This window comes from Novosphingobium sp. BL-A-41-Hi4B-X5A (assembly GCF_055521705.1).
Window position 1 is genome coordinate 24,859 of record NZ_CM145500.1, and the last position, 18,610, is coordinate 43,468.

Below are 18,610 nucleotides of genomic sequence, written 5' to 3' on the forward strand. Positions count from 1 at the left end.
CGCCTATACCCTCAAGATGTCGCGACGGCGCAGGGGCCGCACGAAAAGCTCGGCGAGGTCACCCGCCTGCTCGAAGCCGTGGATGGGCGAGAACACCAGTTCGATCGCCCACTTGGTCGAAAGTCCTTCGGCCTCCAGGGGATTGGCCAGGCCAAGCCCGCAGACCGTCAGGTCCGGTCGGTCGAGCCGTACGCGGTCAAGCTGCAGGTCAACGTCCTGCCCTTCGCTCAGCCGAGTGGAGGCCGGCAGCAGCACCAGTTCGCGGGCATTGAGCTCGCGGTTGAGGTAGGGCGTGCCCACTTCCACCGGCATCATGCCGAGCTCTGTGTGCAGGAAGCGCGCCAACGGCAGTTCCAGCTGCGAATCCGGCAGGAACGTGATGCGCTTGCCCTCAAGCCGTTCGCGCCGATGGGCAATTGCTCGCTTGGCCCGTTCGCGTCCCGGAGCCACGACGCGGTTGAAGTGCATCCTGTCGATCCCGAAGGCCTCTGCCGCTGCGCGCAGCCAGTCGGTCGTGCCTTCGGCGCCGAACGGGAACAGCGCGTCGAGCCGCTTTGCTCCGCGCCGCTGCAGCGCAGCGGTCGTCTCGGTCAGGAACGGCTGGGCCAGCAGGAAGACGGTGTTCGGACCCACCTTGGGCAGGTCGGCCATGCGCTTGGCGGGCAGGAAATGCACCGGGCCAATGCCCAGCTCGTCGAACAGCCGCTTGAACTGGTCCTCGACGATGTCGGGCAGGGCACCGACCACGAGCAGGTTGGCGGCCTCGACCGCGTCCGCAGCAGGCATCTCCGGCACCAGCGCGGTCAGGCAGGCGTCTTCGCCTTCGGTAAAGGTCGTCTCGATCCCGCTGCCCGAATAGTTGAGGACACGCACCGATCCGGCAAACTTGCCATCAAGCCGCTGCGCTGCCTTGCCGAGGTCCAGCTTGATCACTTCCGACGGGCACGATCCCACCAGGAACAGCGTGCGGATTTCCGGCCGCCGCGCCAGCAGCTTGTCGACGATGCGGTCAAGCTCGTCCTGGCAATCCGCCATCCCGGCCAGGTCACGCTCTTCGATGATCGCGGTGGCAAAGCGCGGCTCGGCAAAGATCATCACGCCTGCCGCGCTCTGCAGCAGGTGCGCGCAAGTTCGTGATCCGACGACGAGGAAGAATGCGTCCTGCATCTTGCGATGCATCCAGATGATGCCGGTCAGTCCGCAGAACACTTCGCGCTGGCCGCGTTCGCGCAGGATCTGTGGCTGTGCTGCCGGAGCGCATCCAAGAACGCTTTCGCCGGGGCTCATGCCGCCACCTCAAGCCGCGCTGCGCGCAGTTTCAGCAGGAACTGTCCAGCGTTGATGACATAAGCGGCATAGCCCGCCAGTGCGATCTGCATGCGCTGCTCGAAGCTGCCGAAATTGCCCAGCAGCATCACCAAATAGGTGGTGTGCAGCGCGATCACGAGCATCGAGAACATGTCTTCCCAGAAGAAAGCGCGGGCAAACAGCCACTTCCCGAAGACGACCTTTTCCCAGATCGAGCCGGTCACCATGATCGCATAAAGCGTGAGCGTCTTGATCACGACCGAGATGTCGGCCGCGACGGCGCCTTCGCCCCACGCAAGACTACGTAGAACTAGCGCCAAACTGACCAGAAACACCAGGAACTGGAAGGGGGCGAGCAGGCCCTGCACCAGCGTCCACCGCGTGGAGTCGCGCTTCTCGCGTTCCTCCGCAGTGTAAAGCGGCGGGCGCGTAGCCTGCGTGCCAAGTGCTTGGCCTGCGGCTTTAAATCTGATCGCGTCCCCTCTCATTCGGCCCCTTTCGCGGGCTGAGGCACCAGGCCTTCGAGAACTGGAGACTACGCCTCGTCTTGCAGAAGTGTCAATCTATCTTGACGACAAATAAAAATGACAGATCAGGGTTTGTCAGCAACAGTTTACAGGCGTAGAGTGTTGGCTCCGGTCAGAGTCGAACTATCGATCCGACAGTCCGGCGGGTGCGATTTGCACCCCACAGGCCGGAGGGGTCTGCCATGGCGACTGTTTATGGGTCCGAGGCCAACGCCGATGCAGTAAGGCGGACACGTCGCAGACGTGCCCCAGGCTTGCGATCAGGTCCGACCCACACGGATGGACATAATTCCTCTCCCGCCAGAGGGCCGGCATCGGTCAACAGCTTGATCGAGGAGCAGATCATTCCTCGTCTTTTGCTCGCCCATTCGTCCGGTGTGCCCAAGGGCCGGGTGACCGGCACGCTCTCGGTCGATCCGTCCGACGCCGCCAGCTTCGCCTCGCTGCCGCTCGATCTCGATGCCGAGGAATTGCTCGAAGTCGTCGAAGGCTTCATCGCGCGCGGCATCGCAATTGAATCGATCTTCGTCGATCTGCTTGCCCCTTCCGCGCGCCGCCTCGGCCAGCATTGGGAAGAGGACGAGTGCGATTTTCTCGATGTCACAATGGGCTTGTGGCGCTTGCAGGAAGTCATGCGGCAGGTCGCGTTGCGCTTTCCTGCCGACGACTCCGATGGCGACCGCGCCCGCAGTGCGCTGTTCTCTCCGATGCCCGGTGACAGGCATGCGCTGGGCACGCTGATGATCGAGGAAGTCTTTGCCCGGGCTGGCTGGCAAACTGAGGCGCTGATTGAACCCAAGCGTAAGGAATTGCTGCAAATTATCGCCGAAAGACACTTTGATGTCATAGGCTTGACCGTCAGTTGCGATTGCACTAACGCGAATCTCAGTGACCTAATTTGTTCCATTCGCAGCGTCTCTCGGACGCCCGGGGTTCAGGTCTTTATTGGTGGACGAATGGTCAATGCCAATCCGGGTATCGTCGATGAAGTGGGCGCCGATGGCACCGCTCCCGATGCGCGATCGGCTCTCGTTCTTGCCGAAAAGCTGGTTGCCAGGAAACACGCCGGATCGGTCCGCCCCGAACATCCCCTCGGATAGCCGGCTCGACTGATGCCTTCCCGCAATAACTCCGTCGAAGGGAAGCTGCCCTTCGCCAGTCCCCGCACCCATTTCGAGGCGCTCGGACCGGATGCTGCAGCGACCCTGGCGATGGTGGCGGGCGATCTTGCTTTGGTGCTCGATGAAGGTGGCCAGATCGTCGACGTGACGGCAAACCCGCGTGAATTTCCCGATGCCCAGCAGTGGATCGGCCGCGAATGGCTCGATACGGTATCGGTGGAAAGCCGACCCAAGGTCATGGAAATGCTGGCCAATGCGCGCAAGGGCGTGACCCAGCACTGGCGCCAGGTGAACCAGATTACGACCGAAGGCGAAGTGCCGCTGCGTTTCGTGGTGGTCCGCCTCGGCGAAAGCACCAACGCCATCGCCATCGGCCGGGACATGCGCGATGCCGCTGCCCTGCAGCAGCGAGTCCTCCAGGCGCAGCAATCGCTCGAGCGGGACTATCTGCGCCTGCGCCAGCTCGAAGCGCGCTACCGCATGCTGTTCGACCAGTCGCTCGATCCGGTGCTGATCGTCGATGCCGAAGCTTTCCGTATCCGCGAGGCCAACCGCGCCGCGCACCAGCTGTTCCAGGCCCGTAACGGCACGCTGCAGGGCGCCAAGCTGACCACGCTGTTCTCCCGCCCCGCGCGCGAACACCTGATCGCTTTCCTCGGGTCGACCCTCGTTTCGCCGGGCGTCCTCCCGATCGAGGTGCAGCCCAACAACAGCGACGATGCCGTCATGCTTTCAGCCAGCGGTTTTCGCGAAAAAGGCGGGCAGTTTCTGCTCATCCGCCTGTCCGGTGCTTCCAGCGTCGCCGAGCACGCCTCGGGCGAGATGATGCGCGTGATCGAGGCCATGCCGGATGCCTTTGTGCTGACCGATGCCCGCATGGTCATTCAGGCCGCCAATCCGGCCTTTGTCGAACTCGTCTCTGCCGCCACCGTCGATCAGCTGCGCGGGCGTCCGCTGGCGGATTTCGTCGGGCGTCCGGGCATCGATCTCGATCTGATCGACGGCCAGCTCGCCAAGCACGACATTGCCCGCAATGTCAGCACGGTGGTCGGCGCGCGGGACGGTTTCGATGGCGAGCCGGTCGAACTTTCCGCTGTGAAGACCGGCGATGACCAGCCGCACTACGGTTTCGTGATTCGCCCGATCGGTCGCCGCCTGCGCGACCTTCCCGTCACGGCAGACGCCCCGCGTTCGGTCGAACAACTCACCGATCTGGTGGGTCGCATGTCACTGCGCGATATCGTGCGCGAATCCACCGACCTGATCGAACGTCTCTGCATCGAGGCAGCGCTCGAATACACCTCGAACAACCGCGCTTCTGCCGCCGAAATCCTCGGCCTCAGCCGGCAGAGCCTCTATTCGAAGCTGCATCGCTATGGCCTCGGCAATCTGGTCGATTCACTTGACGAATAAAGTGTCAATTTGATTTGACGCTTTGGGTCCATGAGCATAGTCTTTGCCCATGGCGCAATCTGCAGTCTCCACTGTGATGACGCCGCCTCCGGCGGCTCGCGACGTCTTGGAACTCCTCAAGCCGATCACGTGGTTCCCGCCGATGTGGGCACTGATGTGCGGCGTGGTGTCCTCGGGCGTCTCCCCTTTAAGCCGCTGGACCTTCCTCATCGCCGGCATCCTCTTGGCTGGCCCGCTGGTCTGCGGCACCAGTCAGGCCGTGAACGACTGGTTCGATCGCCACGTCGATGCGATCAACGAGCCTGACCGGCCCATTCCCTCGGGTCGCATCGGCGGGCGCTGGGGCCTCTACATCGCCATCGGCTGGACTGCCCTGTCGCTGGCGGTTGCCGCCTTCACCGGCCAGTGGGTGCTGATCGCCACCGTGTTCGGCCTCGCCTGCGCCTGGGCCTACAGCGCGCCGCCCTTCCGCCTCAAGACCAGCGGCTGGATCGGCCCCGCCGTCGTCGGCCTCACTTACGAAGGCCTGAGCTGGTTCACCGGCGCTGCCGTAATGGCCGGGTCCTTGCCACCGGTCCATGTCCTCGTGGTCCTCACGCTTTACAGCATCGGTGCCCACGGCATCATGACACTCAACGATTTCAAGGCCGTGGAGGGTGACCGGGCGACCGGCCTGCGCTCGCTCCCGGTCGTGCTCGGTGAACGACCGGCTGCCTTGCTCGCCAGCGCCGTCATGGCCGTGCCGCAAGTGATCGTCGTCGCGCTGATGGTCATGTGGGGACACCGAATCTCCGCAGGGGTGGTTGCGGTCCTGCTCGCTGCGCAACTCGCGCTCATGCCGAAACTGGTGTCGGCCCCGGCGCGCAATGCGCCGTGGTACAACGCCACCGGCGTGTCACTCTACGTGCTCGGCATGCTCGCCTCGGCACTCGGCCTTGGGGGGTATGTCTGATGAACCGTAGTTTCGGCTGGTTTTCGATTGTCCGGCTCGGGGCCGTACAGGCCTCGATCGGCGCGATGGTGATGATCGCAACTTCCCTGCTCAATCGCCTGATGGTGCTGGAATACGGCCTTGCTGCCGGCATCCCCGCCGGGCTGGTGGCCTGGCACTACATGGTCCAGCTTTCACGGCCGCTGTGGGGCCACGGCTCGGACCTCGGGCGCAAGCGCACCCCCTGGGTCATCGGCGGCATGGCCATTCTTGGGGCAGGGGCAATGCTCGCTGTTCAGGCCACGACCATGCTCGACGATGCCCGGACACTTGGCATCGCGCTCGCCGTCATCGCCTTCTTGCTGATCGGCGCGGGCGTTGGCGCCGCGGGAACCTCGATGCTCGCGATACTTGCGTCCGGCGTCGCGCCGGAGCGCCGTGCGGCTGCTGCTGCCACGACATGGATCATGATGGTCTTCGGCATCGTCATTTCCGCTGGTACTGCCGGTGCCCTGCTCGATCCCTATTCCGAACAGCGCCTGTTCGTGGTCGTGGGCGGTGTGGTGGCTGCGGCAATCTCGCTCACCTGCCTCGCCATGCTCGGGCTTGAAGCGAAGACCACTGGCGCCGTGGCGACGGAGAACCGTCAGCCCCCGGCAACCTTGCGTGAAGCCATCTCCGAAATCCTCGGCGATCCGCAGTCGCGTCGCTTTACCCTGTTCATCTTCGTCTCGATGCTCGCCTATTCGATGCAGGACCTCATCCTCGAACCCTTTGCCGGGCTCGTGTTCCAGATGTCGCCGGGCCAGTCGACCAGCCTTTCCGGACTCCAGCACGGCGGCGTGCTCGTTGGCATGATCGTGACCGGGTTGGGCGGCAGTGCCTTTGCCGGGCGCATGCCGATCGAACTGCGCGTCTGGACCATGCTCGGCTGCATCGGCTCGGCCGTCGCGCTGGCTGGGCTGGCGATGGCGGCTCAGGCTGGTCCGGGCTGGCCACTGGCGGCAAACATTGCGGCGCTCGGTTTCTTCAACGGCGCTTTCGCCGTCTCCGCCATCGGCTCGATGATGGGCTTGGCTGGTGCCGGCAAGCGCACCCGCGAAGGCGTGCGCATGGGCGTCTGGGGCACGGCGCAGGCCATCGCCTTCGGCCTTGGCGGCCTCACCGGCGCTCTCGGCGTCGATTTCGTGCGCGGTGCCACGGGGCAGGTGTCGCAAGCCTTCCAACTCATCTTCGCTTTCGAGGCGAGCCTGTTCCTCATCTCGGCAATCCTCGCGATGCGTGTGACATATCGGCGGGCCATCCCCGCCCAACTGGGGACGGCAGGGGCATGACCGACAGGGTTGAATACGATGTCGTCGTCATCGGCGGTGGACCATCAGGAGCCACGGCCGCGTGGGATCTGGCACGCATGGGCCGCAAGGTCCTGCTGCTTGACCGGGCCGGGCGGATCAAACCCTGCGGCGGCGCGGTCCCACCGCGCCTGCTCGAGGAATTCGACGTCCCGCAATCGCTGCTCGTGGCGCGCGCCCGCTCGGCGCGGATGGTCGCACCCTCGAACCGTGCGGTGGACATGCCCGTGGGCGAGATCGGCTACGTCGGCATGGTCGATCGTGACCATTTCGACAAATGGCTGCGCGAACGTGCCGCCAAGGCCGGGGCCGAGCGCCGCGTCGGCACGTACGAAAGGATCGAGCGGGATGGCAATCCCGGCGCGGTCGTCTGCTACCACGAAGCGCGCGGCGACGAAGTGCGGAAAGTCCGCACCCGCCTCGTCATCGGCGCTGACGGCGCGCGTTCGGGCGTGGCGCGCGAAAACATCCCAGGTGCCGAACGGAACCCCTGCGTCTTCGCCTACCACGAAGTCGTCCGTTCGCCACAAAGCACTGAACAAGGCTTCGATGCCTCACGTTGCGACGTGCTCTATCAGGGCAAGCTCTCGCCAGATTTCTACGCATGGGTCTTCCCCCATGGCGAAACCTCGAGCATCGGCGTCGGCAGCGCCAACAAGGGTTTTTCCCTGCGCGGCTCGGTCAAGCAGATGCGCGATGAACTTGGCCTCGAAGGTTGCGAGACGATCCGCCGCGAAGGCGCACCGATCCCGCTCAAGCCCCTGAAGCGCTGGGACAATGGCCGCGATGTGCTGGTCGCTGGGGACGCTGCCGGAGTCGTCGCGCCTGCCTCGGGCGAGGGCATCTACTATGCCATGGTCTGCGGCCGGATCGCCGCGCAAACCGGCGACGCTTTCCTTGCCAGCGGCAATCCCGCACTGCTGAAGCGGGCGCGCAAGGCTTTCCTGCGCGAACATGGCCGCGTGTTCTGGATCCTCGGGATCATGCAGTATTTCTGGTATTCCAGCGACAAGCGCCGCGAACGCTTCGTCGAGATGTGTGCGGACAAGGATGTCCAGCAGCTGACCTGGCAGGCTTACATGAACAAGAAGCTGGTGCGCGCAAAGCCGATGGCGCACCTGCGCATTTTCCTGAAGGATTGCGCGCACTTGCTGGGATTGAGGCCCGCTGCCGGATGAAGCGGGCCTCGCTCATGCCCGCCGGCATTCCGATTGGCATCGCCACGCTCGCGGCCTTTGCCACGGCGATGGTCGGCGGCACGATCACCGATCTCGGGCCTTGGTACGATTCCCTGATCAAGCCCGCTTTCACGCCGCCGCGCCCGGTCTTCCCGATTGCCTGGACCACGATCTTCGCCCTGTGCGCCATCGCCGGGGTCGTGGCATGGCGCGCCTCGCGCACCTCGCGAACGTCTGACACGGTGATCGGCCTGTTCGCGCTGAACGGCTTCCTCAACATCTTGTGGAGCCTCATCTTTTTCCGGATGCAACGGCCCGACTGGGCATTCTGGGAGCTGTGCTTGCTGTGGCTCTCGATCGCCACGCTGATCGTCTACTGCGGCCGCATATCCCGGCTCTCGGCAGTCCTGCTGCTGCCCTACATCGCTTGGGTCACCGTGGCTGGCGCGCTCAACTGGGAAATCGTCCGCCTCAACGCGCCGTTCGGTTAAAGGAAGGGCGTTGCCCGGCACCATGGAAGCGCTCTTCGGCTCGGGTCACGCCGCCGACATCGTCCTCGCCGCACTCCTGCTCGAAGCGCTCTGGCTGCGGTTGCGGGGATGGAACATCGGCGATCTGCTCACCATGTTGCTGCCTGCCGCACTGATCGTCGTTGGACTTCGCGCTGCCTTGGTCGGGGCGGATTGGCCGTGGATTTCAGCCCCGATCGCGCTGTCCTTCCCGGTGCACATCGCCGACGTTTTGCGCCGTCGCCGCAGCCTCTGACAGTCGCGGGTTCGTCTGGCAGAGTTGGGGGTGAGTTGCGGGGGAGTTGCCCTTCTGCCCCGGAGAGTTGGAAACACAAAAAAAGGTCCGCCGGAGAAGCTCCAGCGGACCCTTCAGGTCCCACATTCCTGCGGGGGATCAGTGTGTTGCGGTCGAAACCGCAGCGGCGATCGGAGCTGCGGGAGCCGCCGGTGCTGCAGGAGCTGCCGCCGGTGTCGCCATCGGGGCACCCCACAGCGCCGGGTAGTCCTTGGCCATCTTGTACCCGCCCATCGGCTGGTTCTTGCCCTGGTGGCAGGTGGCGCAGCTCACCTTGAACGGATCGCCCATCGGGCCCTTGCGGTGCGCCGGGAAGACGTCCTTCAGGCTGCTGATGTATTCGCCGTTGATGTTGCGCACCATGCGCAATCCGTACCACGCCGTGGCGCGCTTGGGCGTGCTGATGTTCCACGGCTTGAACGCCTGTGCGTTGTGGCAGAACGTGCAGTTCACGCCCAGCGACGTCGACAGGTGGTTCATAAGTGCATACTGCGGCTCGGTTTCCTTGATGGAAAGCTCATTGGCCTTGGTCGGATGCAGGGTATCGGAAACGACCCGGATCGACCTGTCGGTCTTGGGATCGCCGGTCAGGTAAAGCGCCAGAGACGCTTCCGGCAACGAAGAATATGCCGACGCGGCAACCGGATTGTTCTGTCCGTGGCGGTTGCCGATGATCCCGTTCTTTCCGGCATCCGGCAGGGCCCAGTAGTTGGCCGGGATCGCATTGCCGCGGTGACAGGTCCAGCAGGTCACGCCCGTGTTCGCCACGTGCTTGTTCCAATTGGAGTTTATGTTGCGGGTCATCTGCAACATCTTGCGCGCGGCGACCTTGGTGTACTTCTCGTCCGAGGCCATGTTCTCGGGGTTGTGGCAGTAGTTGCAGCCCTGCTCAGGGGAAACCCACGCGGTGATCGCAGCCATCGTGTAGGTGAACTGCTCTTCCGACACGTCGCCCAGAACCTGCACGTTCTGGTAGGCCGCGCCGGCGCGAGGTCCGTCGTTCGAGGGCGGATCATATGGCGGGGCGGGCACGTCGTCCTTGGCCATGGCCACCTTCTTCAAGGTGACCTGGTCCATCCCCGTGCCGCGATGTCCGTTCTGGACCGACTGCTTTGGCCCTAGCTCGCAACCCGAAAGGGTCAGCGCAGCACTCGCCAATGCGGCGATTGCGATTGTCCTTCTCATTGGCCCGCACTCCCCAGCGTTGCGGGATCGATGACCCCGATATCGGGATACATCGGAGCATAGCCATGCTGCTGCGCCCAGAGGTACCAGTTGTCGACCACGGTGCCGGTCAGCAGGATGCCGATGCCGCCGGTCAGCGTCGTCAGCACCGCGAACCACCAGGCCCAACGGTGGATCGATTCCATCGTGGCATTGAAGCCCATGGTCCAGCGCCAGAACAGCGCGGCGCGTTCCGAAGCCGTGCCGCGATCGGTGATCTGCTCGATCTCGCGCTCACCGCCGTAGCGACCGACTGCAAGGATGGTGGCGCCGTGCATCGCGAAGAGCAGGGTCGAACCATAGAGGAAGGCGATCGAGAAGGCGTGGAACGGGTTGTAGAACAGGTTGCCGTAGCGGATCGAGAAGGCCGCCGTCCAATCAAGGTGCGGGAAGATGCCGAACGGCACAGATTCCGCCCACGAGCCCATGAAGAACGGGCGGATGAAGCCGAGCACGAGGTAAAGCCAGATCGCCGAGGCGAAGGCCCAGGCCACGTGCGTCCCCATGCCAAGCGCACGGGCGCGGGTATAAGTGCGGACCCACCACAGGATGATCGAGGTGGTCAGGAAGAACCCGGCCATGATCCACCAGCCACCCTTGGCCAGTGGCACGAATGGGGTGAAGCCATACTCCGGTCCCGGCGGTTCAAGCGACAGCCAGGGCAGCATGCGCACGAACTGGATCGGGTTCCAGTTAACCGAGGCGAGCATGTTGAGCCCGATGATCTCGATCGCGAAGAAGCCGAAGATCAGCGCGAACACGCCGGTCCAGCCCAAGTAGACCGGACCGATCTGCGCATGGCCGATCAGGCCCATGATGTGGTTGAACGATCCCTTGCCGATCCGCGGCTCGCTGCCGGGGGGAAGGGCGATCCCGGCTTCGGGCTCGCCCCGCAGCTGGACCTGGGTGAAAATGTTCTGATAGGTCGCCATCGCTCAGTGCTCCTTCACGACCAGATCGGCAGGTTGAGCCACCAGGTCCACCATTCGGGCCAGCCCTTGGTCCAAAGCGGCCCGCTGATCACGATGCACACCGCACTCCAGAAGCCCGCGTTGAGGGCCAGCAGCAGGCCGACGCGGTGAATGCCCAGCGTGCCGACCGAGTAGCCGATGAGATCGCGGAAGAAGGTGTCCTCGTACTCGGGCGACTTCACTTCGCCGCCTTCGGGCGGGTTCACCGCCGAAAGCACCAGCGCGCCGTGGAGGGCGAGGGCCAGCGTCGTCGTGAAGAAGAACGAGACTGCCAGCATGTGGGCCGGATTGTAGTGGAAGTGCAGGTACTGGTACCCCGTGTTGGAAACCCAATCGAGGTGGCTGAAAATGCCGTAAGGGAAGCCGAAGTGCCATCCGCCCAGAAGGACGGGGCGGATCACCACCAGCGTGAAGTAGGCGAAGATCGCCATGCTGAAGGCGACCGGGACATGGTATCCCATGCCCAGCTTGCGGCAGATCTCGACCTCGCGCAGCGCCCAGCTGCTGAACGAAATCAGCGCGCAGACGGTAATGACCTGCCAGAACCCGCCTTGTGCCAGCGGGGCAAGGCCCAGCCCGTACTTGAGATCTGGCGGCTCGATCGAGATGAGCCAGGGATTCCACGTCGGCCCTTGCGATGCCGCGTAGAAGATGAGCGCAGTGCCCAGCGACGCGAAAATCGCGGTCACCACACCAAAGAAGCCGACGTAGAACGGACCCACCCAGAAATCGAACAGGTCGCCGCCGATCAACGTGCCACCGCGAACGCGGTATTTTCGTTCGAAACTAAGGAGTGCCATGGTTCTACCCCTCCCCGCCGCGGCGCGACGGGCTTAGCTGTGTTCTGATTGGCTGCCACAGGAGGCGGCGACTAGAGCGCCGCCGCCTCTCGCACAGTTGGCGTCAGGGCGCTGCGGGCGCCGCTGCTGCTGCGTTCGCCATGCCCTGGGCCGAGTTCGGACCATCGAGCCAGTTGAACGTATCGGTGCTGAGCAGGATGAAGTGAATCACCAGTGCGAGCACGAACAGGAATGCGAACAGGGCAACCAGAGCCCTGCGCGGATCGAAAATAAGCCAAATCCTCCACATGGTCTTAGTCCTTGTGCAAGTGTTGAAGGTTCTGCCTCAGGCAATCGCCGTCGACAGACGGATCCGTCAGAGCCAGGGCTTCCACATCCAGACGAGGACGTGTGCGACCACTGCGACGGCGGTGAAGCCGACGAAGCTGCTCATGAACAGTTTGTGGAATTCCTTTGCTTCCTCAGGCGTGAGGTAGGTCCTCAGCCCGAAGCGATCGTCATGATCACTCATTGCCCAATCTCCAGTCGTTGTTGATGTGCGAGAGGCGGAAGACCTCTTTCGATATCCACGCGGAACTGACCCGCGAGGATGGGGGAACACGGGCGACCGGAGAGGGGCGACCGTGCAAGCTGTTGCGCCTGGGATGAGCGCGGAAGGATGGGTGCGCAGGTCATGTCACCTGCGCCTCGAGCATGGCATCGGCGAGCCTGTCGGCGCTGACGCGGGTTTCGTTGTGGCGACGCGTCACCCGTTCGGCTGCATCGCGCAGGCGCTTGGCCGCGGAGATGCGCACCAGCACGGGCTGTGCCTCGACGATCTGGTCGAGCCGCGCCTTGGCGTCTTCATCCCACGCCAGTTCGCGGGTATCGCGTGCCGGGGTTGCCTCGACAGCATCGAGCTGGGTTGCCAGCGGGATGATGTTGAACAGCGCATCGAACAGCGCGTTGCACACTTCCTGGACGAGGTAGGTCGCGCCAGAATAGCCCATGAACGGGGTGCCGATGTGGCGACGGATCGCCGCGCCGGGGAAGCTGGCCGGAATGTAGATCGACCGGCCGCCCTTTTCGGCGCTGTACATGCGTTCGTTGTAGCTGCCGAACAGCACTAGGGGCGGATTGCCGTGGATCGCGGCGCGTACGTCCTCGTTTCTGGGTTTCACGCCCGCGCTGCGCGAGAAGGCGAAAGTGCAGGGCAAGCCCATGTCGTCTTCGAGGAAATGGCGGATGCCGCGCGCATACGTCTCGTTCGCCACGATGCCGAAGCTGGCCGTGGCGAAGAAGTCCTGCGTGACCGAGCGCCACAGGTCCCACAGCGGTTTGATCGTGGTGTGCTTCTCGCGCTCGATAAAGGGTTCGGGGTCAAGCCCGAGTTCGGCAGCGAGCGCGCGGAGGAAGCGGGTGGTGCTGTCGAGCCCGATTGGGGCCTGGAAGTACGGCCGCTCCATCAATTCGCACAAGTTGCGCCCGAATTCGCGATACATGCAGACGTTCGCCTGGGCATCCGCCAGTTTGCGGACATCGGCCAGATGGCTGCCCAGCGGGAAGACCATGTTGACCTCTGCGCCGATGCCTTCGATCAGGCGGCGGATCTCGTGGACGTCGCTCGCCATGTTGAACATGCCGTACGAAGGGCCAAGAATATTGACCTTGGGCTTTTCGCCTTCCTTGACCGGCTTGACCGCGGGGACGGTCTTGGGGCCGAATTCCGACCAGAGCCAGCTGAGCGCCCGATCCGCACACTGCCACTGATCCTCGTCAATGGTGCGCGGCAGGAAGCGTTTGATATTGGTGCCTTGCGGGGTAACCCCGCCGCCGATCATTTCTGCGATGGAGCCGGTGACGACGACGGCCGGCAGTTCGGGATCGAGCACCTTCCACGCGCGCTTCATCGCGCCTTCGGTGCCGGTCTTGCCCAGCTCTTCCTCGCCAAGGCCGGTGACGACGATGGGCAACTCGTGCGGCGGCAGTCCGTCGGTGTAGTGCAGGACCGAGGTGACCGGCAGGTTTTCGCAGCCGACCGGACCGTCGATGATCACCTGCAGGCCTTTGACCGCCGTGAAGACGTAGACCGCGCCCCAGTAGCCGCCGGCCCTGTCGTGATCGAGAACCAAGGTCATGCCGTGCCTCCCGCGCGAAGGGAGATCACGACGAAATGTCGAGCGTCATGATCGAGGACGACGGTCATGTGCCCACCGCCTCTGCCGCCTTGCGTGCGGCTTCGTTGAGGGCGGCATACTTCTTCTTGAAGGCCGGGCGGTCCTGCGGGGTTTCTTCCCAGATCCCTGCCGCCGGGCCGGTGCCGACGCCTTCGAAGAACGCTGTCATCCTGTCGAAGCGCGCCTTGTTGGCCATCGCCGCGTTTATAACTTGCGCAAGACTGCCAGCGCCCGCGACGCCCATCAGTGGGCGGGCTGAGATGAGGTTGGTGAAGTAGAGCGCGGGGATCGCCTGGGCCTTGGCATGCTGGACCACCGGGGTCGTGCCGATGGCGAGGTCGGGGCGGAATTCCTCGACTGCGGCGATGTCCTGCTCAAGGCTGGCGCGGAACTGGACGCGCACGCCGCGCGCTTCGAGCCATTCGCGGTCAGGATCGGACCAGCGTGTACGCGGGCAGGCACTGCCGACATAGGGTACCTCCGCGCCGCTTTCGATCAGCAGGCGGGCAACGAGCAGTTCGGAGCCTTCATAGCCCGAAACGGTGATGCGGCCCTTGATCGGGTTGGCGGCAAGTGCGGCCTTGATCATCGGGACGAAACGCGCCTTGGCGGCTTCGACCTTTTCCGGCGCCACGTTGCAGGCCGCGCCGATGGCATCGAGCCATGCGGCGGTGCCATCAGCGCCGACCGGGGCCGAGCCGATCACCTTGCGCCCGGCATGTTCGAACTCGCGGACGCTGGCGGTGTAGAACGGGTGGATCGCGGCGACCACGGCACAATCGAGCGCGGCGTAAAGCTCGCGCCATTCGCGGGTTGGGACAACCGGCCCGGCGGCAAGGCCGAGCGGTTCGAGCATCATGCCGATGCCCACGGGGTCAGCCGGGAACATTTCGCCGAGCAGGGTGACGGTCGGCAGGTCAGAGCGGGTGGCAGGAGCCGCCACCGGACCCTGCGCCACTTCCTCGCGCGCGTAGGCGAGCATGGCGCCTGCCAGCACGTCCTTGGCCTCGGCATGAGTGGGAATGCCGAAGCCGGGCACGTCGATGCCGATGATGCGCACGCCATTGATCTGCTTTTTGAGCAACCGAAGTGGCACACCACTGGCGGTTGGCACGCACAAATTGGTTACAACAATCGCGTCGTAATCGGCCGGCTCGGCCAGGCCCTCAACCGCTTCCTTGATGTCCTCGAACAGCTTGCCGGTAACCAGTGTTTCCGAACTGAACGGCACGTAGCCGACCGTGCGGCGCGCGCCGTAGAAGTGCGAGGTGAAGGTCAGGCCATAGACGCAGCAGGCCGAGCCCGAGAGGACGGTTGCGGTGCGGCGCATGCGCAGGCCAACGCGCAGCGAACCGAACGCCGGGCACATCGATTGCGGTTGATCGTGCGGGCCTACCGGGTAGTCGGCGGCGTAGCGGTCCAGCAGTTCGGAGCCTTGCGCCTTGTTCGTCGCATCGCGCAGCACGTCCGCGCCTGCGTGGCAGCCGCCGCCTTCGATCGGCGGATCGAGTTCGATCCGGTCCGGTTCACGCGCGTGAAGCGCCCCATCAACGAGGTCTGTCATGGCCTAGACCTCGTCATAGACCACCTCAAGCGAGGGCTTCTTCTCGAATGATCCGCCGCGCATGTCAGCCTGTGTCGCCGGGACCAACTCGACGTTGCCTCCGGTGTCTTCGGGGGAGAAGAGGCCAAGCAGTCCATCCTGGTCGAGGGGCGTGGGCTGCCGCGGCGGTGCCGACGCGACATTGGACGCAAGCTCTGCGAAGAGACTGCCCCATTGCCCGCCGGGCTTGCCGATAATCTGGTAATTCGCCGACTTGCGCCGGATGTCCTCGTCCGCCGGGATGGCGCACAGAACCGGTATATCGACCGCGTTTGCGAAAGCCTGCGCCTCGCCGGTGCCGTCGTCCTTGTTGACGATCATGCCGGCAACGCCGACATTGCCGCCCATCTTGCGGAAGTATTCCACCGCCTTGCAGACGTTGTTCGCCACGTAAAGCGACTGCAGGTCGTTCGATCCGACGACGATGACCTTCTGGCACATGTCGCGCGCGATCGGCAGGCCGAAGCCGCCACAGACCACGTCACCCAGGAAATCGAGCAGGACGTAGTCGAAGCCCCAGTCATGGAAGCCGAGCTTTTCGAGCAGTTCGAAGCCGTGGATGATGCCGCGACCGCCGCAGCCGCGGCCGACTTCGGGACCGCCCAGTTCCATCGCGAAGACGCCATCGCGCTGGAAGCAGACGTCTTCGATGCGCACCTCTTCCCCTGCCAGTTTCTTGGCTGAAGAGGTCTCGATGATCGTGGGGCAGGCCTTGCCGGCGAACAGCAGGCTGGTCGTATCGGACTTGGGATCGCAGCCGATCAGCAGCACGCGCTTGCCCTGTTGGGCGAGCATGTAGCTGAGGTTGGACAGGGCAAAGCTCTTGCCCGAGCCGCCCTTGCCATAGATCGCGATGATCTGCGTCTCTTTCTTCACTTCCCCGGTGTGCGGGGCGTCAGGCTCGATCGACGCTTCATCGCGCAGAGCGGCGGCATGTGTATCCAGCATCGTCATGCGCAGTTGCTCCAGTCGAGGACCATCTTGAGGCAGTCGGCATCGAGGAAGGCTTCCGGATAGGCATCCGGGGCTTCCTCAGCCGGGCGCTGGTGAGAGACCAGACCGGCAAGATCGAGTGCGCCGCTGTCGATCAGGGCGCGGGTAGAGGTAAGATCGTCCGGGCCCCATTCGGCGGCGACACGGAAGCGTGCCTCGGCACGAAAAGCAGGCGCGAAGGCGAAGCTGGGGCGGTTGGCGTAGAAACCTGCCAGCACGATCTCGCCCCTCTTGCGCAGGCGCGGAACCAGAAGGTCGAGGCAATCGGCATCGCCGCTGGCATCATAGATGTTGGCGTAATCGTGGCGGTCATCGTCCTTGGGGGCGATGACGTTGTAGCCTTGCGCGCCTGTGCGGCGGGCGGGCTTGTGCTCCCAGACAGTGGGGGCAGGGGCGCCAGCAGCGATGGTCATCCGCGCAAGCAGGCGGCCCAGCGTGCCATGGCCGATAATCAGATCGGGCGGTTCGCCGCCGTTCATGGCGTGAAGCGCAGTGGCGGCGAGCGCGAACAGCACGCCATCCCGGCCCAGCGACTCGGAGACCGGCAGGGCGCGCGCCGATGGCACGATCACCTGCCGCGCCGTGCCGCCGAAGAGGCCGCGCGCATCGCGATAACAGGTCGCGCCGGGGACAAAGACCCAGTCGCCGATGCGGGCCTGCACTTCGCTGCCGGCGTCGACAATGCGGCCGAGGGATTCGTATCCGGGCACCAGCGGGTACCCCATGCCCGGGAAGTTGGGCATCTCGCCCGACCAGAGAAGCTTTTCGGTTCCGGCACTTACGCCGCTCCACTGGACTTCGACCAGAACGTCAGAAGGGGCGAGCGCGGCGGAAGCGGCGTCGGAGCCTTGTCCTGACGTCAAGGCAAGCCTGCGAAGCGCGATGCGCCTCGGTGCTTCCAGTATGACCGCCAGCGACTCCATGCCGGTCTTCCCCTCTCCCGGTGATCCGGGCCGTGCCGCAGTATCCGGATGGGTACTGTCAGGCAGTGTTCACCATACGCTAACGCCAAAGAGTGTCAAACATATTGGACGGTCATAACTGTCCATATGAACTAACAATGACCGAGGCGATCACGGGCATTGCCGTGCGCTTCTGCTGCCAGTGCCGGAAGCCCGCCTTGCGAAGCATCGCGCCATATTCAGCTGGTGTGCGAGGGCGCCCGGAGTTCATCGCCCAGAGATACAAGCCAAAATAGGCGTCACCCATGGCTTTTGCCCCGCGTGCGCCGGCCATCGGTTCGGCAATGACAAGGCGGCCGTCCTCGGGAAGAGCTGCCCTGATTCCGCGCAAGATCTGAAGGCAGCGATCATCGTCATGATCGTGGAGAATTCGCGACAGCGTGATGCAGTCGTAGCCTGTAGGCGGGGTATCGGCAAAGAAGTCACCCGGATGTCGGGAGACTCGCGGCGGCAGATTCGTCGCACCAGCCAGAACGGGAGGCAGATCGAATATGCCCAGCTCAAGCGAAGGGCATGCCGCGGCCAGCGCATTGACGAAAGCGCCATGACCGCCGCCGATATCGAGCAGGCGGCGGTGGCGATCGAAGGCGTAGGCACCCATCGCCTGCTGCGCAACCATCTGTTGCGAAGCGGCCATGAGTGAGGAGTACCGACCGGCAGTTTCACCATCGGTTTCAGGGTGATAGTGCCAGAAATTCGACAGGGCGGTTGGCTTCTGCCGGTCCTGCCGCAGCAGGGCAAGCGGGTCGGCGAGATCCGCGTAAAGCAGCGGGTGATGTTGAACCATGGCGAGCGCGCCGGGGTTGGAAAGCAGCGCGGCGCCCTGCTGGCCGAGCATCCACCAGCCCGGAGCAACCTCTTCTGCAAGGTCCAGTGCAGTGGCGGCGCGCAGCAGCCGAGTCGCGGCGGCGCGGCTCAGTGCGGCCGACCGGGCGATATCGTCGGCACCGCACGGTCCAGCATCGAGCAGGTCGAGCAGGTCGACCTGGACCGCGGCTAGCAGGACCTGCGAATAGGTGAAGCCCGCCACCAGATCGAATGCGCTGGCGGCGCGGCGCCTTGAGACGCTTGCGAAAATGGGGAGGCGAGATGCCCAGTCCTGAAACACCGGGCTGCCCAGAACCCGGTTGCGCCAATGGGTCCAGCGGCGTCGCCACTGAGGGGGCCATTTGGGAGGGCTTTGCGCCGGCGGCGCATCCGTCAAGGGGGCAACGTCCAGCATATGTCCAAAAGATTGGACATTTGTGATGTAAAGGTCAATTGTATT

The 18,610-nt window shown here is 64.2% G+C and carries 19 protein-coding genes; 7 read left to right on the forward strand and 12 right to left on the reverse strand.

Features of this window, described 5'->3' with window-relative positions:
• Positions 1-3: 3 nt before the first annotated feature.
• Entirely contained in the window at positions 4-1,287 is a 1,284-nt protein-coding gene (locus tag ACZ1JY_RS00125; RefSeq protein ID WP_465129947.1) for a ferredoxin:protochlorophyllide reductase (ATP-dependent) subunit N, read from the reverse strand.
• Positions 1,284-1,796: a 2-vinyl bacteriochlorophyllide hydratase gene (bchF, locus tag ACZ1JY_RS00130; RefSeq protein ID WP_465129948.1), complete on the reverse strand. Its 513-nt coding sequence runs from the start codon at positions 1,794-1,796 to the stop codon at positions 1,284-1,286. The genes ACZ1JY_RS00125 and bchF overlap by 4 nt, the downstream gene beginning before the upstream one ends.
• 365 nt (positions 1,797-2,161) lie before the next feature.
• Here bchF and ACZ1JY_RS00135 point away from each other — a divergent pair, with 365 nt between their 5' ends.
• Genes ACZ1JY_RS00135 through ACZ1JY_RS00165 form a run of 7 tightly spaced genes read left to right on the forward strand, consistent with a single transcriptional unit; the run spans position 2,162 to position 8,595 of the window.
• Entirely contained in the window at positions 2,162-2,935 is a 774-nt protein-coding gene (locus tag ACZ1JY_RS00135) for a cobalamin B12-binding domain-containing protein (RefSeq protein WP_465129949.1), read from the forward strand.
• A 12-nt stretch (positions 2,936-2,947) separates the two neighbouring features.
• Entirely contained in the window at positions 2,948-4,369 is a 1,422-nt protein-coding gene (gene ppsR / locus ACZ1JY_RS00140) for a transcriptional regulator PpsR (RefSeq protein WP_465129950.1), read from the forward strand.
• 49 nt (positions 4,370-4,418) lie between these two features.
• A complete protein-coding gene (gene chlG, locus ACZ1JY_RS00145; RefSeq protein WP_465129951.1) occupies positions 4,419-5,321 on the forward strand; it encodes a chlorophyll synthase ChlG in 903 nt (300 codons plus the stop codon).
• Positions 5,321-6,634 (forward strand): BCD family MFS transporter, encoded by a 1,314-nt coding sequence (locus ACZ1JY_RS00150; RefSeq protein WP_465129952.1) that lies wholly within the window; start codon positions 5,321-5,323, stop codon positions 6,632-6,634. Before chlG ends, ACZ1JY_RS00150 begins: the two co-directional genes overlap by 1 nt.
• Entirely contained in the window at positions 6,631-7,830 is a 1,200-nt protein-coding gene (locus ACZ1JY_RS00155; protein WP_465129953.1) for a geranylgeranyl diphosphate reductase, read from the forward strand. Before ACZ1JY_RS00150 ends, ACZ1JY_RS00155 begins: the two co-directional genes overlap by 4 nt.
• Positions 7,827-8,321 (forward strand): TspO/MBR family protein, encoded by a 495-nt coding sequence (locus ACZ1JY_RS00160; RefSeq protein WP_118072109.1) that lies wholly within the window; start codon positions 7,827-7,829, stop codon positions 8,319-8,321. Before ACZ1JY_RS00155 ends, ACZ1JY_RS00160 begins: the two co-directional genes overlap by 4 nt.
• A 10-nt stretch (positions 8,322-8,331) precedes the next feature.
• The gene (locus ACZ1JY_RS00165; protein ID WP_465129954.1) at positions 8,332-8,595 is read left to right on the forward strand and encodes a hypothetical protein; all 264 of its coding nucleotides are present in this window, start codon (positions 8,332-8,334) and stop codon (positions 8,593-8,595) included.
• A gap of 138 nt (positions 8,596-8,733) precedes the next feature.
• Here the strand turns inward: ACZ1JY_RS00165 and pufC are convergent, their stop codons facing one another.
• The 10 genes from pufC to ACZ1JY_RS00215 form a co-directional block, all read right to left on the reverse strand.
• On the reverse strand, positions 8,734-9,819 hold the full coding sequence (gene pufC / locus ACZ1JY_RS00170) for a photosynthetic reaction center cytochrome PufC (protein WP_465129955.1): 1,086 nt from the start codon (positions 9,817-9,819) through the stop codon (positions 8,734-8,736).
• On the reverse strand, positions 9,816-10,790 hold the full coding sequence (gene pufM, locus ACZ1JY_RS00175) for a photosynthetic reaction center subunit M (RefSeq protein ID WP_465129956.1): 975 nt from the start codon (positions 10,788-10,790) through the stop codon (positions 9,816-9,818). The genes pufC and pufM overlap by 4 nt, the downstream gene beginning before the upstream one ends.
• A gap of 14 nt (positions 10,791-10,804) precedes the next feature.
• Complete coding sequence (pufL, locus tag ACZ1JY_RS00180; protein WP_084278791.1) at positions 10,805-11,629, reverse strand: photosynthetic reaction center subunit L; 825 nt, start codon at positions 11,627-11,629, stop codon at positions 10,805-10,807.
• 103 nt (positions 11,630-11,732) lie between these two features.
• A complete protein-coding gene (gene pufA / locus ACZ1JY_RS00185; RefSeq protein WP_039336613.1) occupies positions 11,733-11,918 on the reverse strand; it encodes a light-harvesting antenna LH1, alpha subunit in 186 nt (61 codons plus the stop codon).
• Positions 11,919-11,984: 66 nt separating this feature from the next.
• Positions 11,985-12,140, reverse strand: coding sequence for a light-harvesting antenna LH1, beta subunit (pufB, locus tag ACZ1JY_RS00190; protein WP_082013438.1), 156 nt, complete (start codon positions 12,138-12,140; stop codon positions 11,985-11,987).
• 160 nt (positions 12,141-12,300) lie between these two features.
• Positions 12,301-13,746, reverse strand: a complete 1,446-nt coding sequence (gene bchZ / locus ACZ1JY_RS00195; RefSeq protein WP_465129957.1) for a chlorophyllide a reductase subunit Z — start codon at positions 13,744-13,746, stop codon at positions 12,301-12,303.
• A gap of 64 nt (positions 13,747-13,810) precedes the next feature.
• A complete protein-coding gene (gene bchY / locus ACZ1JY_RS00200) occupies positions 13,811-15,349 on the reverse strand; it encodes a chlorophyllide a reductase subunit Y (protein WP_465129958.1) in 1,539 nt (512 codons plus the stop codon).
• 3 nt (positions 15,350-15,352) lie between these two features.
• Positions 15,353-16,342: a chlorophyllide a reductase iron protein subunit X gene (locus ACZ1JY_RS00205; protein WP_118072105.1), complete on the reverse strand. Its 990-nt coding sequence runs from the start codon at positions 16,340-16,342 to the stop codon at positions 15,353-15,355.
• A complete protein-coding gene (gene bchC, locus ACZ1JY_RS00210) occupies positions 16,339-17,304 on the reverse strand; it encodes a chlorophyll synthesis pathway protein BchC (RefSeq protein ID WP_465129959.1) in 966 nt (321 codons plus the stop codon). The genes ACZ1JY_RS00205 and bchC overlap by 4 nt, the downstream gene beginning before the upstream one ends.
• A 112-nt stretch (positions 17,305-17,416) precedes the next feature.
• Entirely contained in the window at positions 17,417-18,373 is a 957-nt protein-coding gene (locus ACZ1JY_RS00215) for a methyltransferase (RefSeq protein ID WP_465129960.1), read from the reverse strand.
• Positions 18,374-18,610 lie beyond the last annotated feature (237 nt).

Coding starts and splice junctions, on each gene's coding strand:
- ACZ1JY_RS00125 (WP_465129947.1), bottom strand. CDS start 1,287: ATGAGCCCCGGCGAAAGCGTTCTTGGATGCGCTCCGGCAGCACAGCCA.
- bchF (WP_465129948.1), bottom strand. CDS start 1,796: ATGAGAGGGGACGCGATCAGATTTAAAGCCGCAGGCCAAGCACTTGGC.
- ppsR (WP_465129950.1), top strand. CDS start 2,948: ATGCCTTCCCGCAATAACTCCGTCGAAGGGAAGCTGCCCTTCGCCAGT.
- chlG (WP_465129951.1), top strand. CDS start 4,419: ATGGCGCAATCTGCAGTCTCCACTGTGATGACGCCGCCTCCGGCGGCT.
- ACZ1JY_RS00150 (WP_465129952.1), top strand. CDS start 5,321: ATGAACCGTAGTTTCGGCTGGTTTTCGATTGTCCGGCTCGGGGCCGTA.
- ACZ1JY_RS00155 (WP_465129953.1), top strand. CDS start 6,631: ATGACCGACAGGGTTGAATACGATGTCGTCGTCATCGGCGGTGGACCA.
- ACZ1JY_RS00160 (WP_118072109.1), top strand. CDS start 7,827: ATGAAGCGGGCCTCGCTCATGCCCGCCGGCATTCCGATTGGCATCGCC.
- pufC (WP_465129955.1), bottom strand. CDS start 9,819: ATGAGAAGGACAATCGCAATCGCCGCATTGGCGAGTGCTGCGCTGACC.
- pufM (WP_465129956.1), bottom strand. CDS start 10,790: ATGGCGACCTATCAGAACATTTTCACCCAGGTCCAGCTGCGGGGCGAG.
- pufL (WP_084278791.1), bottom strand. CDS start 11,629: ATGGCACTCCTTAGTTTCGAACGAAAATACCGCGTTCGCGGTGGCACG.
- pufA (WP_039336613.1), bottom strand. CDS start 11,918: ATGTGGAGGATTTGGCTTATTTTCGATCCGCGCAGGGCTCTGGTTGCC.
- pufB (WP_082013438.1), bottom strand. CDS start 12,140: ATGAGTGATCATGACGATCGCTTCGGGCTGAGGACCTACCTCACGCCT.
- bchZ (WP_465129957.1), bottom strand. CDS start 13,746: ATGACCTTGGTTCTCGATCACGACAGGGCCGGCGGCTACTGGGGCGCG.
- bchY (WP_465129958.1), bottom strand. CDS start 15,349: ATGACAGACCTCGTTGATGGGGCGCTTCACGCGCGTGAACCGGACCGG.
- ACZ1JY_RS00205 (WP_118072105.1), bottom strand. CDS start 16,342: ATGACGATGCTGGATACACATGCCGCCGCTCTGCGCGATGAAGCGTCG.
- bchC (WP_465129959.1), bottom strand. CDS start 17,304: ATGGAGTCGCTGGCGGTCATACTGGAAGCACCGAGGCGCATCGCGCTT.